Annotated in this window: 8 protein-coding genes; 5 read left to right on the forward strand and 3 right to left on the reverse strand. The window is 70.8% G+C overall.

Annotated features, from left to right (window positions below; genetic code table 11):
• Positions 1–29 precede the first annotated feature (29 nt).
• Positions 30–989 carry a serine protease gene (locus tag AC6CKD_RS14660; protein ID WP_498327685.1) on the forward strand — a complete coding sequence of 320 codons (960 nt, stop codon included), beginning with the start codon at positions 30–32 and terminating at the stop codon, positions 987–989.
• Between the two features lie 121 nt (positions 990–1110).
• On the opposite strand, the gene AC6CKD_RS14665 is transcribed toward AC6CKD_RS14660, so the two are convergent.
• A complete protein-coding gene (locus tag AC6CKD_RS14665; protein WP_112449103.1) occupies positions 1111–1347 on the reverse strand; it encodes a DUF7455 domain-containing protein in 237 nt (78 codons plus the stop codon).
• A 446-nt stretch (positions 1348–1793) separates the two neighbouring features.
• Between AC6CKD_RS14665 and AC6CKD_RS14670 the strand changes: the two genes are divergently transcribed.
• The 3 genes from AC6CKD_RS14670 to AC6CKD_RS14680 all read left to right on the forward strand — a co-directional run bounded on the left by AC6CKD_RS14670 (position 1794) and on the right by AC6CKD_RS14680 (position 6222).
• Positions 1794–3914 (forward strand): DNA gyrase/topoisomerase IV subunit B, encoded by a 2121-nt coding sequence (locus AC6CKD_RS14670; protein WP_498327686.1) that lies wholly within the window; start codon positions 1794–1796, stop codon positions 3912–3914.
• Positions 3915–4090: 176 nt separating this feature from the next.
• Positions 4091–4633, forward strand: coding sequence for a DUF485 domain-containing protein (locus AC6CKD_RS14675; RefSeq protein WP_498327688.1), 543 nt, complete (start codon positions 4091–4093; stop codon positions 4631–4633).
• Complete coding sequence (locus AC6CKD_RS14680) at positions 4630–6222, forward strand: monocarboxylic acid transporter (RefSeq protein WP_356513213.1); 1593 nt, start codon at positions 4630–4632, stop codon at positions 6220–6222. The genes AC6CKD_RS14675 and AC6CKD_RS14680 overlap by 4 nt, the downstream gene beginning before the upstream one ends.
• Positions 6223–6260: 38 nt before the next feature.
• Here AC6CKD_RS14680 and AC6CKD_RS14685 read toward each other — a convergent pair whose 3' ends face one another.
• Together AC6CKD_RS14685 and AC6CKD_RS14690 are read right to left on the reverse strand one after the other, a co-directional pair.
• Positions 6261–6959 carry a response regulator gene (locus AC6CKD_RS14685; RefSeq protein ID WP_498327689.1) on the reverse strand — a complete coding sequence of 233 codons (699 nt, stop codon included), beginning with the start codon at positions 6957–6959 and terminating at the stop codon, positions 6261–6263.
• The gene (locus tag AC6CKD_RS14690; protein ID WP_498327691.1) at positions 6956–8578 is read right to left on the reverse strand and encodes a sensor histidine kinase; all 1623 of its coding nucleotides are present in this window, start codon (positions 8576–8578) and stop codon (positions 6956–6958) included. The genes AC6CKD_RS14685 and AC6CKD_RS14690 overlap by 4 nt, the downstream gene beginning before the upstream one ends.
• A gap of 213 nt (positions 8579–8791) precedes the next feature.
• Between AC6CKD_RS14690 and AC6CKD_RS14695 the strand changes: the two genes are divergently transcribed.
• Positions 8792–13084 (forward strand): galactose-binding domain-containing protein, encoded by a 4293-nt coding sequence (locus AC6CKD_RS14695; protein WP_498327692.1) that lies wholly within the window; start codon positions 8792–8794, stop codon positions 13082–13084.
• Positions 13085–13142: the final 58 nt, after the last annotated feature.

Below are 13142 nucleotides of genomic sequence, written 5' to 3' on the forward strand. Positions count from 1 at the left end.
GTCATGCACACTCGGAGTCAGGAGGCCTCATGCGTCGTCCCTTTGCCCGTGTCCTGGCGGGAGCGCTGACCCTGGCGGCGGGAGCGGCGGCGGCGCCGCTCTTCCAGGCGCCGCGAGCGGCCGCGGACAGCGTGGTGATCGGCGGAAGGCCGGTGAAGGCGGCCGATGCCCCGTGGGTCGTGGCCCTCGCGAGCCGTGACCGGTTCGGGGGTACGCGCGGCGGCCAGTTCTGCGGGGGCGTCCTCGTCGCCCCGACCAAGGTCGTGACGGCGGCCCACTGCCTGGGGCGCCAGGTGCTGGGAGGCCCGGTCGACTCCCTCCGCGATTTCCGGGTGATCACCGGGCGTACGGAACTGCGTGCGAGCGAGGGCAGGGAGATCGCGGTGCGTTCCGCCCGGGTGAACCCGGCCTACGACCCGGGCAGCAACGCCGGCGACCTGGCCGTCCTGGAGCTGGCCGAAGCGGTGGCCGCGCAGAGCGTGCTGCCGATGGCCGACGCGGGGCACCCGGCGTACGGGGCCGGTACCGAGGCCGCCGTATACGGCTGGGGCGACACGAGCGGCTTCGGCGACTACGCCTACGAGCTGCGGGCCGCCGGGGTGACCGTGCTGGCGGACGAGGTGTGCGGGCGCGCCTACCCGGGAGACGCCGACGGTCAGTACCGGTCCGACTCCATGGTGTGCGCGGGGGAGCGCGCGGGCGGCAAGGACGCCTGCCAGGGGGACAGCGGCGGCCCCCTGGTGGCCCGGGGGCGGCTCATCGGACTGGTGTCCTGGGGGCGCGGCTGCGGGCGTGCGGACAGCCCGGGGGTGTACACGCGGATCGCCCCGCTGATCGGCTTCGTCGCGGAGTCCACCAGTGGCTCTGAGGCGGCCCGGGGGGCTCCGGCCCGCCCTGGTGCCCGCGGAGCGCTGGGGATCGACCTAGCCCCCGCTCAGGGGCCCGGGAGGGGCCTCGCGGCGGGGGACCGGACCGTGCCGAAGCGCTGAACCGCGTCCGGCCGCGTCTGTCCGGACATGAGGACGGGCGGTGCCTCTGGGTCGCAGAGGTACCGCCCGTCGACCGGCTTCGCCGGTCCTGGCTCGTCGGATGCGAGGTGTAGGCCTTGTGTCAGCGGTCCTCGGGTTCGGCGGCACTGGCCGCCGGAGCGGACGTAAGCCGCTCGGTCTCATCCTGTATTTCCGCGGCGATCTTCTTGAGTTCCGGCTCGAACTTGCGCCCGTGGTGGGCACAGAAGAGCAGTTCACCGCCGCTCAGCAGGACGACGCGCAGATATGCCTGGGCGCCGCAACGGTCGCATCGGTCAGCGGCCGTCAGCGGGGTCGCGGGTGTCAGAACAGTAGTCACGTCGCCTCTTCTCTAGCTCGACGAGCTGTCGTACCAGGGTCAACATCCAACCAGGCCGAAAACGTTCCCGCTCGCGGCTTTTCCTCGAAACTTCCTTCCGAAGCTGGCCGGCCGTTGCCGGTTGGCGGCGAAGGAGCCGTATTGCGTTGCTTTACGGTTTCGCGTTGTCAGGTCGTTCGCTTGTCGCAGTTCTGCCCTCTCCGGCTGAGTGCCGGTTGTTCATGAGGACGTGCCCGAACACTAAATGGTTCATGCGTGGAAGGGAACGTGATGTTTGCTTCACCCCCACGGGGGATCGAACATGCGTGCGGATCTGCACTAGGCTGGTGAAGGGGCTGGGATGGCGTTGCATCGGCTCTACCAGGCCTCGGTACCCTTCCAACGGCAACCGAGCCACCACTGCGCCCGACCGGGCCAGAAAAGAAATTCAGCGAGGAGCGAACTGCGTGACCGCCGACACGTCCGTGCCTTCCAGCGCACTGCTGACCGGAGCAGACCGGGACGGCTCCAACTACACCGCGCGGCACCTGCTCGTCCTCGAGGGCCTCGAGGCCGTCCGCAAGCGCCCCGGCATGTATATCGGCTCCACCGACAGCCGGGGCCTCATGCACTGCCTCTGGGAGATCATCGACAATTCCGTCGATGAGGCCCTGGGCGGGTACTGCGACCACATCGAGGTGATCCTCCACGAGGACTCCTCCGTGGAGGTCCGCGACAACGGCCGCGGCATCCCCGTGGACGTCGAGCCCAAGACCGGCCTGTCCGGCATCGAGGTCGTCATGACCAAGCTGCACGCCGGCGGCAAGTTCGGCGGCGGGTCGTACGCGGCCTCCGGCGGCCTGCACGGCGTCGGAGCCTCCGTGGTCAACGCCCTCTCCGCCCGCCTCGACGTCGAGGTCGACCGGGGCAGCTCCACGCACGCCATCAGCTTCCGTCGCGGTGTTCCCGGCATGTTCACCGAGCAGGGTCCCGACAGCCCCTTCGACCCGGCCAACGGCCTGCGCAAGATCAAGCGCGTGCCCAAGGGCCGGACCGGCACCCGCGTGCGGTACTGGGCCGACCGGCAGATCTTCCTCAAGGACGCCAAGCTCACGCTGGACACGCTCTACCAGCGCGCCCGCCAGACGGCCTTCCTCGTGCCCGGTCTGACCATCGTGGTCCGCGACGAGCGGGGCCTGGAAGGGGCAGGCAAGACCGAGGAGACCTTCCGCTTCGACGGGGGCATCAGCGAGTTCTGCGAGTACCTCGCCCAGGACAAGGCGGCCTGCGACGTCCTGCGCCTGACGGGCACCGGCACCTTCAAGGAGACCGTCCCGGTCCTCGACGACCGCGGCCACATGACCCCCACCGAGGTCACCCGGGAGCTCGGCGTGGACATCGCCCTGCGCTGGGGCACGGGGTACGAGACGAACGTGAAGTCGTTCGTGAACATCATCGCCACCCCCAAGGGCGGCACCCACATCTCCGGCTTCGAGCGCTCGGTCACCAAGACCGTGAACGATGTGCTGCGCTCCGCGAAGCTGCTGCGCGTGGCCGAGGACGACGTGGTCAAGGACGACGCGATGGAGGGCATGACGGCGGTCGTCACCGTCCGCCTCGCCGAGCCGCAGTTCGAGGGCCAGACCAAGGAGGTGCTCGGCACCTCGGCGGCCACCCGGATCGTCGCGGCCGTCGTGGCCAAGGAGCTCAAGGCGTTCCTGACCTCCACCAAGCGGGACGACAAGCAGCAGGCCCGCTCCGTGATGGAGAAGATCGTCGCGGCCGCGCGGACCCGCATCGCGGCCCGCCAGCACAAGGAGGCGCAGCGCCGCAAGACCGCGCTGGAGTCCTCCTCGCTGCCCGCCAAGCTGGCCGACTGCCGCAGCGACGACGTGGAGCGCAGCGAGCTCTTCATCGTCGAGGGGGACTCGGCGCTCGGTACGGCGAAGCTCGCCCGGAACTCCGAGTTCCAGGCGCTGCTGCCCATCCGCGGCAAGATCCTCAACGTCCAGAAGTCCTCGGTCTCGGACATGCTCAAGAACGCCGAGTGCGGGGCGATCATCCAGGTCATAGGAGCCGGTTCGGGCCGGACCTTCGACATCGACGCCGCCCGCTACGGGAAGATCGTCCTGCTCGTGGACGCCGATGTGGACGGCGCGCACATCCGCTGCCTGCTGCTCACGCTCTTCCAGCGGTACATGCGCCCGATGGTCGAGGCCGGCCGGGTCTTCGCCGCGGTGCCGCCGCTGCACCGGATCGAGCTGGTCCAGCCGAAGAAGGGCCAGGACAAGTACGTCTACACGTACTCGGACAACGAGCTGCGCCAGACCCTGCTGGAGTACCAGCGCAAGAACATCCGGTACAAGGACTCGATCCAGCGCTACAAGGGCCTCGGTGAGATGGACGCCGACCAGCTCGCGGAGACCACCATGGATCCCCGCTTCCGCACCCTGCGCCGGATCAACATCGGCGACCTGGATTCGGCCGAGTCGGTCTTCGACCTGCTCATGGGCAACGAGGTGGCTCCGCGCAAGGAGTTCATCACCAGCTCCGCCGCCACCCTGGACCGCTCGCGGATCGACGCCTGAGCGGACCCGCCGCCACCGCGGGACCCCCGGTGGCACTTCCGTGGCCCTGGCACACCGGTGCTCTTCACTCCATCACCTGATGGAGTGAAGAGCACCGGGACACCAGTCCGGAAACCGTCCCTCCCGCACATCCTTGTGGGCACGCGGCCACTGCGGCGGCGGACAAGGAGAGTTCGGTGGACAAGCACGAAGGTCGTGATGCCGGAACGATCCGGCTGGACGACCCCTGGTACGACGCGCTGGCCGTCGGTTGGGGCGAGGGCGAGGGTGCCGGCGAGGGTGCCGGCGGAGCGGCGGGCGGCGGAGCGGAAACGTCACGGCCGACCTCCTCCCCAGGTGGCGCGCCCGCGCGCGCGGCGTCCGACATCTACCTCGAAGTGCAGCGCAGCGCCGCCTTCCAGGAGGTGCGGAGCCGCTACCGGAGGTTCGTCGTCCCCGCGACCGCCGGCTTCTTCCTCTGGTACGTCGCCTACGTGATCGCCGCCACCACGGCACCCGGCATGATGGCCCGGCCGGTGTTCGGGTCCGTCAACGTGGCCCTGCTCGCGGGCCTCGGCCAGTTCCTCAGCACCTTCCTCCTCACCTGGGCCTATGCCCGGCACGCCCGGCTGCGGCGCGACCGCGCGGCCCTGGACCTGCGCTGGACGGTCTTCGAGCAGGAGCAGGTCCGCCGGGCGGACGCCGGGGAGCGCACCCGGGCGCGGGGGGCGGGCCGGTGACCACCGAGCACCAGACCCTGGCGCTGCTCCTGTTCAGCGTCTTCATCGCCGTCACCCTGGGCATCACCACGTGGGTGAGCCGCAACCGGCACGGTTCGGCAGAGGAGTTCTACGCGGGCGGGCGGCTGTTCTCCCCCATGGAGAACGGTTTCGCCATTGCCGGCGACTACATGTCCGCCGCCTCCTTCCTCGGCATCTCCGGCCTCATCGCCCTCTTCGGCTACGACGGCCTGCTGTACTCGGTGGGCTTCCTCGTCGCCTGGCTGGTCGTCCTGTTCCTCGTCGCCGAACTCGTCCGCAACTGCGGCCGGTTCACCCTCGCCGACGTGGTCGCCGCGCGGATGAGCGAGCGGCCGGTGCGGATCGCCGCCGGTACCTCGTCGGTGGTCGTCTCCGTGCTGTACCTCGTCGCGCAGATGGTCGGAGCCGGCAGTCTGGTGGGCCTGCTGCTCGCCGATTCGGGCCGCACCGCACGGACGTTGACCGTCATCGGGGTCGGTGCGCTCATGGTGATCTACGTGTCCTTCGGCGGCATGCGGGCCACCACCTGGATCCAGATCGTCAAGGCCGTGCTGCTGATGGGCGGGGCGATCACCCTGACGGTGCTCGTGCTGCTGCGCTTCCACGGGAACTTCGACCAACTGCTCAGCAGCGCCGCCGAACGCAGCGGGCACGGCGACCGGTTCCTGGGCCCCGGGCTCAAGTACGGCGGCGACTGGACGGCCCGCTTCGACTTCATGAGCCTCGGCCTCGCCCTGGTCCTGGGGACGGCCGGGCTGCCGCACATCCTGTCGCGCTTCTACACCGTGCCCACGGCGCGGGCGGCCCGCCGGTCGGTGGTGTGGGCGATCGGACTGATCGGCGGCTTCTACCTGATGACCATCGTGCTGGGCTTCGGCGCGGCGGCGCTGCTCGGGCCTGAGGAGGTCAGGGCCTCCAACGCATCGGGAAACACGGCGGTTCCGCTGCTCGCGGCCTTCCTGGGCGGCGGGGCCGACTCGACGGGCGGCGCGGTGCTGTTCGCCTTCGTTGCGGCCATCGCCTTCGCGACCATCCTCGCCGTGGTCGCGGGGATCACCCTCGCCTCGTCGGCCTCCGTCGCGCACGACCTGTACGCCTCGCTCAAGCGCCGCCACGCCCGTCAGCGCAGCGAGGTGGCGGTGGCCAGGGTGGCGGCGGTCGGGATCGGGGCGGTGGCGATCGCGCTGGGTCTGCTCGCCCAGGACCTGAACGTGGCCTTCCTGGTGGGTCTGGCCTTCGCGGTGGCAGCCTCGGCGAACCTGCCGGTGCTCCTGTACTCGCTGTTCTGGCGCGGGTTCACCACGCGGGGCGCCGTCTGGTCGGTGTACGGGGGGCTGCTCCCGGCCGTGCTGCTGGTGGCCCTGTCCCCGGTCGTCTCCGGCAGCCCCGAATCCCTCTTCCCGGGCGTGGACTTCCAGCTCTTCCCGCTCCAGAACCCGGGCATCGTGTCGATCCCGCTGGGCTTCCTGGCGGGCTGGCTGGGCACCGTGACGTCGGCGGAGGAACCGGACGAGCGGCGGCACGCGGAGACCGAGGTCCGCGCGCTGACGGGGGCCGGGGCGGTGTAGGGCCGGCGTCGCGGGGAGCGGGCCCCGGCTGCCCGGCGTCAGCCGGCAGTGGGCGGACGCCAGGCGTAGCGGTGTTCCGGGCGGCCCGTTTCGCCGTACCGGAGGGCGAGGACGACGCGGCCGGCGCGGTCGAGGAGCTTGAGGTAGCGCTGGGCGGTCTGGCGGCTGATGCCCGCGCGGTCGGCGATCTGCTGGGTGGAGAGCGGGCCTTCGGCCGCCCGCAGGATCCCGCGGACCAGGTCGGCGGTGGTGGGGGAGTGTCCCTTGGGGAGGTCGCTCGGGGCGTCGGCGCCGGCCGCGGCGAGGGCGCCGAAGATCCGGTCCACCTCCGCCTGTTCGGCCTCGCCGCCCGTGTCCAGGGTGCGGCGCAGGGCCCCGTAGGCCTCCAGGCGGGTGCGCAGGCCCGCGAAGGTGAAGGGCTTGACCAGGTACTGGAGGGCCCCGAGACGCATCGCGGCCTGGACGGTGGCCAGGTCGCGGGCGGCCGTCACCATGATCACGTCGGTGCGGTGGCCGCGCTCGCGCAGGCGCCGGACCAGGTCGAGGCCGTTCTCGTCGGGGAGGTAGTGGTCGAGGAGGATCAGGTCCACGGGGCGGGAGTCGAGGAGCACCAGTGACTCCGCCGCGGAATGGGCCTGGGCCGACACGCGGAAGCCGGGAACCTTGGCCACGTAGGCCGCGTTGATCCGGGCAACGCGCGTGTCGTCGTCGACGACCAGTACGTCGAAGTCGCTCATCGCAGGGCCTCCGGGAGTACGACGGAGAATTCCGCCCCGCCGTCCGCTGATTCTCCGGCCCGGACCGTGCCGCCCTGCCGCTCGGCCAGGCGCCGCACCAGGGCGAGGCCGAGCCCGCGTCCGCGGTGGGCTCCCGCCCGGGGCTGTTTGGTCGACCAGCCCTCGGTGAAGATCTCCTCGCGGCGCGCCACCGGCACGCCGGGGCCGCTGTCGCGGACCAGCAGGACCGCTGCGCGGCCGTCCGCCCGGATGTCGACCTCGACCAGCGGGGCGGGCGAGCCGGCCGCGGCGTCCAGCGCGTTGTCGACCAGGTTGCCGAGGATGGTGACCAGGCCCCCCGGGTCCACGAGGCGGTCGGGCAGCAGGGCCGAATCGGCCAGCCGCAGGGGGACCCCGCGCTCCGCCGCGACCGTTGCCTTGCCCATCAGCAGGGCGGCGAGCAGCGGGTCGTGCACCTTCTCGGTGACCTGCTCGGCGGTGCTGCGGTGCACGCCGACCACCTCCGTGACGAATTCCACGGCCTCCTCGTACAGGCCCAGTTCCAGCAGGCCGAGGAGGGTGTGGAGCCGGTTGGCGTGCTCGTGGTCCTGGGCGCGCAGGGCGTCGATCAGGCCCTTGGTGGAGTCGAGCTCGCGGCCCAGGTGCTCCAGCTCGGTGCGGTCGCGCAGGGTGGCCACGGCTCCGCCGTCCTCGGTGGGCATCCGGTTGGCGACCAGCACCCGGGGGCCCTGGACGGTGAGCAGGTCGCGGCCGGTGACCCGGCCGGTGAGGACGTCGGTGGTGCGGCCCGCGCCGAGCACCTCGTCCAGTGCGCGTCCCGCGACGGCGGCGGCGGCCTCGGGCGCGAGCCCCAGCAGCCGGGCGGCCTCGTCGTTGACCAGCCGGACCCGGCCGGCCCGGTCGAGGGCGATCACGCCTTCGCGGATGGAGTGCAGCATCGCCTCGCGTTCGGCGAGCAGGCCCGCGATGTCGGAGAAGGCCAGGTCGCGGGTCTGCCGGTGGATCCTGCGCGAGAGCAGGTAGGCGGCGAGGGCGCCCGCCGCCAGGGCGCCGCCCGCGTACGCGAGCAGCCCCGGGATGGCGCCGAGCAGGCGGCCCTGGACGCTGTCGTAGGCGATGCCGACCGAGACGGCGCCGACGATCTCGCCGTCGGCGGCGAGCAGGGGGACCTTGCCGCGTGCGGAGCGGCCCAGGGTGCCCTCGTCGATCTCCATCACCTCGCGGCCCGCCAGGGCGTCGCCGGGGTCGGTGGAGACGGGCCGCCCGATGCGGTCGGGGCTGGGGTGCGAGCGGCGGATGCCGGCCAGGTCCAGGACCACCACGTACTCGGCGCCGGTGGCCGAGCGGATCCGCTCCGCCGAGGTCTGTACCGGGCTGTCCGGGGAGGGGGCGGAGTCGAGGAGGCCGGCGGCCAGGGAGGGGTCGGCGGCGGCGCTCTGGGCGATGGCCAGGGCGCGTCTCATGGCCTGGTCGTCGAGCTGCGCGCTCAGCGGGGCCAGGAAGAGGCCGGTGGCGAGGGCGAGGACCCCGGCGGCGATGGCCAGCTGGGTCAGCAGGATCTGGGAGGCGGCCCGTCGGGGGAGCCCGAGGCGCCGAGCCCTCGTGTGGAGGAACCGCATCTAGGAACGGTAGGGCGATTCGGGCGTAAGTGGAATGTGGGTCTCTCACGCAAATGGCTTGCGTTATTTGCGCCCAGCTTGCGCAAGAGATGACGGCATGAAAGTGCGGTCGGAGATGTAGACGACTCGTCAAAGCTCTGCAATTGTCGCACCGCACCCTGCAAATTCCTATCTCCCATGGTTCAGAAAGTTCATGTCGAGGGACGAGGACATATGAGAAGGCTCAACTGGAGATGGCGGACCCTGGCCGCCTTGCTCAGCACGGCCCTGCTGATGCTGGGCTGGCCCGCTCTCACCGCCGTGGCCGCCGGCGGGCCGAGCGTCTCGGCGGGCAGGCCCGCCACGGCGAGCAGCACCAACGGCGCCTACACCGCCGGCAACGTCACCGACGGCAACCAGTCCTCGTACTGGGAGAGCGCCGGCAGCACCCTCCCGCAGTGGGTGCAGACCGACCTCGGAGCCACCACCCGCGTCGACCAGGTGGTGCTCAAGCTCCCCGCCTCCTGGGAGAGCCGCAACCAGACCCTGTCCGTCCAGGGCAGCGCCGACGGCACCAGCTTCAGCACCCTGGTGAGCTCGGCGACGTACACCTTCGGCCAGGGCGCCGGAAACGTGGTGACCATCGGCTTCCCGGCCACCCAGGCCCGGTACGTGCGGATCGACATCACCGCCAACACCGGCTGGCAGGCCGCCCAGCTCTCCGAGCTGGAGGTCCGGGCCCCGGGTGACTCCGGGAGCAACCTGGCCGCCGGCAAGACGTTCTCCGCGAGCAGCAGTACCCAGATCTACGCGCCGGGCAATGCCGGCGACGGCAACGCCGCCAGCTACTGGGAGAGCGTCAACAACGCCATGCCCCAGTGGCTCCAGGCCGACCTGGGTTCCTCGGTCCGCGTGGACCGCGTGGTCCTCAAGCTGCCCGAGAGCTGGGGCGCCCGCACCCAGACCCTCAAGATCCAGGGCAGCGCCAACGGCACGGAGCACACCGACCTGACGGCGTCCAAGGCGTACGAGTTCAACGCCGCCGGCGCCAACACGGTGACCGTCACCTTCGACGCCACCACCACCCGCTACGTGCGGGTGTGGATATCGGCGAACTCCGTACAGCCCGGCGGACAGCTCTCCGAGCTGGAGGTCTACGGCCCGACGACCGGCGACACCCAGGCCCCGACCGCCCCGACGGCGCTCGCCCACACCGAGCCCGCGACCGGCCAGATCAAGCTCACCTGGAACGCCGCCACCGACAACACGGGCGTCACCGGGTACGAGGTCTACGCCAACAACCAGCTGCGCACGAGCGTCGCGGGCGACGTCACCACCTACACCGACACCCAGCCCGCCTCCGCGAGCGTGACGTACTACGTCCGGGCCAAGGACGCGGCCGGCAACCAGTCGGCGAACAGCAACAGCGTCACCCGCGCCGGCGACACCGGCGACACCCAGGCCCCGACCGCCCCGGGCGCCCTGGCCTTCACCGAGCCGGCCTCCGGCCAGATCAAGCTGGTGTGGCAGGCCTCCAGCGACAACGTCGGCGTCACCGGCTACGAGGTCTTCGCCAACAACGTGCTGCTCACCACGGTCGCGGGCAACGCCACCACCCACACCGACACCCAGCCGGCCACCGCCACCGTGAGCTACGCCGTCCGGGCCAAGGACGCCGCCGGCAACCGCTCCGGCGACAGCAACTCCGTGACCCGCAACGGCAGCGGAGGCGGAGGCGGCTCCAACCTGGCCGTCGGCAAGCCCATCGAGGGCTCCTCCGTGATCCACACCTTCGTCGCGGAGAACGCCAACGACAACAGCACCTCCACCTACTGGGAGGGCGCCGGCGGCGCCTACCCGAGCACGCTGACCGTCAAGCTCGGGTCCAACGCCGACGTCGACCGCCTGGTCCTCAAGCTCAACCCGGACAGCAGCTGGGGCACCCGCACCCAGACCATCCAGGTGCTCGGCCGCGAGCAGAGCGCCTCGGGCGTCACCGGCCTGGTGGCCGCCAAGGACTACGTCTTCAACCCGGCCTCCGGCTCCAACACCGTCACCGTCCCGGTGAACGCCCGGGTCGCGGACGTGCAGCTGCGCTTCACCTCCAACACCGGCTCCTCCAACGGCCAGATCGCCGAGTTCCAGGTCATCGGCGTCGCGGCGCCCAACCCGGACCTCCAGGTCACCGCGGTGAGCGCGGCCCCGGCCGCCCCGGTCGAGTCGGACCCCGTCACGCTGTCCGCCACGGTCAAGAACAGCGGCCCGGCCCCGGCGGCGGCGACCTCCGTCTCCTTCCAGCTCGGCGGCTCGAAGACCGCATCCGCCAACGTTCCCGCGCTGGCCGCCGGAGCCACGGCCACCGTCACGGCCGGCATCGGCCCGCGCGACGCGGGCAGCTACCCGCTGAGCGCGATCGTCGACGAGGCGAACACGGTCATCGAGCAGAACGACACCAACAACAGCCTCACCGGCTCCCCGCTGGTGGTCCGCCCCGTCGACAGCTCGGACCTGGTGGCCTCGTCCGTCGGCTGGTCGCCGAGCGCCCCGTCCGCCGGTCAGTCCGTGGAGTTCTCCGTGACGGTCAAGAACCAGGGCACCGTGGCCGCCGCCGCGGGCACCCACAACGTCACCCTCACCCTGCAGGACGCGGCCGGCGCCACCGTCCGTACCCTGACGGGATCCTTCGGCGGCGCCCTCGCCGCCGGTGCCTCCTCGGCCCCGATCGCCCTCGGCAACTGGTCGGCGGCCAACGGCAAGTACACCGTCAAGGTGGTCCTCGCCGACGATGCCAACGAACTGCCGGTCAAGCGCGCCAACAACACCTCCGCCAAGCACCTCTTCGTCGGCCGCGGGGCGAACATGCCCTACGACACCTACGAGGCCGAGGACGGCGTGGTCGGCGGCGGCGCCAACGTCGTCGGCCCCAACCGGACCGTCGGCGACATTGCCGGCGAGGCTTCGGGCCGCAAGGCGGTGAACCTGGACGCGACCGGCGAGTACGTCGAGTTCACCACCCGGGCGGCGACCAACACCCTGGTCACCCGCTTCTCCATCCCGGACGCCCCGGGCGGCGGCGGCATCGACTCCACCATCAACGTCTACGTCAACGGCGTCCTGAAGAAGGCCCTGCCGCTGACCTCGAAGTACGCCTGGCTCTACGGGGCCGAGGCCGGCCCGGGCAACGCGCCGAGCGCCGGAGCCCCGCGGCACATCTACGACGAGGCCAACATCCTCCTCGGCGAGACCGTCCCGCAGGGCAGCAAGATCCGCCTCCAGAAGGACGCCGCGAACACCACCACCTACGCGATCGACTTCGTGAGCCTGGAACAGGCCGCGGTGATCCCCAACCCCGACCCGGCGACCTACGCGGTACCCGCCGGCTTCACCCACCAGGACGTGCAGAACGCCCTGGACAAGGTCCGCATGGACACCACGGGCAAGCTCGTGGGCGTCTACCTGCCGCCGGGCGACTACGCCACGGCCAGCAAGTTCCAGGTGTACGGGAAGGCCGTGCAGGTCGTCGGCGCCGGACCGTGGTTCACGCGCTTCCACGCCCCGTCCTCGCAGGACAACACCGACAACGGCTGGCGCGCGGAGGGCACCGCGAAGGGCTCGTCCTTCACGGGCTTCGCCTACTTCGGCAACTACACCTCGCGCATCGACGGTCCGGGCAAGGTCTTCGACTTCTCCAACGTGACCGACATGACCATCGACAACATCTGGAACGAACACCAGGTGTGCCTCTACTGGGGCGCCAACACCGACCGGATCACGATCAAGAACTCGCGGATCCGCGACACCTTCGCCGACGGCATCAACATGACCAACGGCAGCACCGACAACCTCGTGACCAACATCGAGGCGCGCTCGACGGGTGACGACAGCTTCGCGCTGTTCTCCGCCATCGACGCGGGCGGCGCGGACATGAAGAACAACGTCTACGAGAACCTGAGCGCCATCCTGACCTGGCGCGCGGCCGGTGTCGCCGTCTACGGCGGCTTCGACAACACCTTCCGCAACATCTACATCGCCGACATCCTCGTCTACTCGGGCATCACCATCAGCTCGCTGGACTTCGGGTATCCGATGAACGGCTTCGGGACCGACCCGACGCTCTTCGAGAACATCTCGATCGTCCGCGCCGGAGGCCATTTCTGGGGGGCGCAGACCTTCCCCGGAATCTGGATCTTCTCGGCGTCCAAGGTGTTCCAGGGAATCCGCATCAACCAGGTGGACATCGTCGATCCGACCTACAGCGGAATCATGTTCCAGACGCAGTACGTCGGCGGCCAGCCGGTCAATCCCATCAAGGACACCATTCTGAAGGACATCACCATCACGGGGGCGAAGAAGAGCGGTGACGCCTTCGACGCCAAGTCCGGGTTCGGCCTCTGGGCGAACGAGATGCCCGAGGCGGGCCAAGGGCCGGCGGTGGGCGAGGTGACCATCCAGAACCTGAGGATGAGCGACAACGCCGTGGACGTGCGGAACACGACCTCGACGTTCAAGATCAACCAGCTGCCGTAGCGGGCGGCCGACACCGGGAAACGAGGGCGGCGGGGCATCCCTTCGGGGTGCCCCGCCG

This window comes from Streptomyces sp. GQ60 (assembly GCF_059758875.1).

What these genes read in the sequence shown, in the direction of transcription:
- AC6CKD_RS14685 (WP_498327689.1), bottom strand. Translation starts at nt 6,959, where the DNA reads ATGAGCGACTTCGACGTACTGGTCGTCGACGACGACACGCGCGTTGCC.
- AC6CKD_RS14660 (WP_498327685.1), top strand. Translation starts at nt 30, where the DNA reads ATGCGTCGTCCCTTTGCCCGTGTCCTGGCGGGAGCGCTGACCCTGGCG.
- AC6CKD_RS14690 (WP_498327691.1), bottom strand. Translation starts at nt 8,578, where the DNA reads ATGCGGTTCCTCCACACGAGGGCTCGGCGCCTCGGGCTCCCCCGACGG.
- AC6CKD_RS14695 (WP_498327692.1), top strand. Translation starts at nt 8,792, where the DNA reads ATGAGAAGGCTCAACTGGAGATGGCGGACCCTGGCCGCCTTGCTCAGC.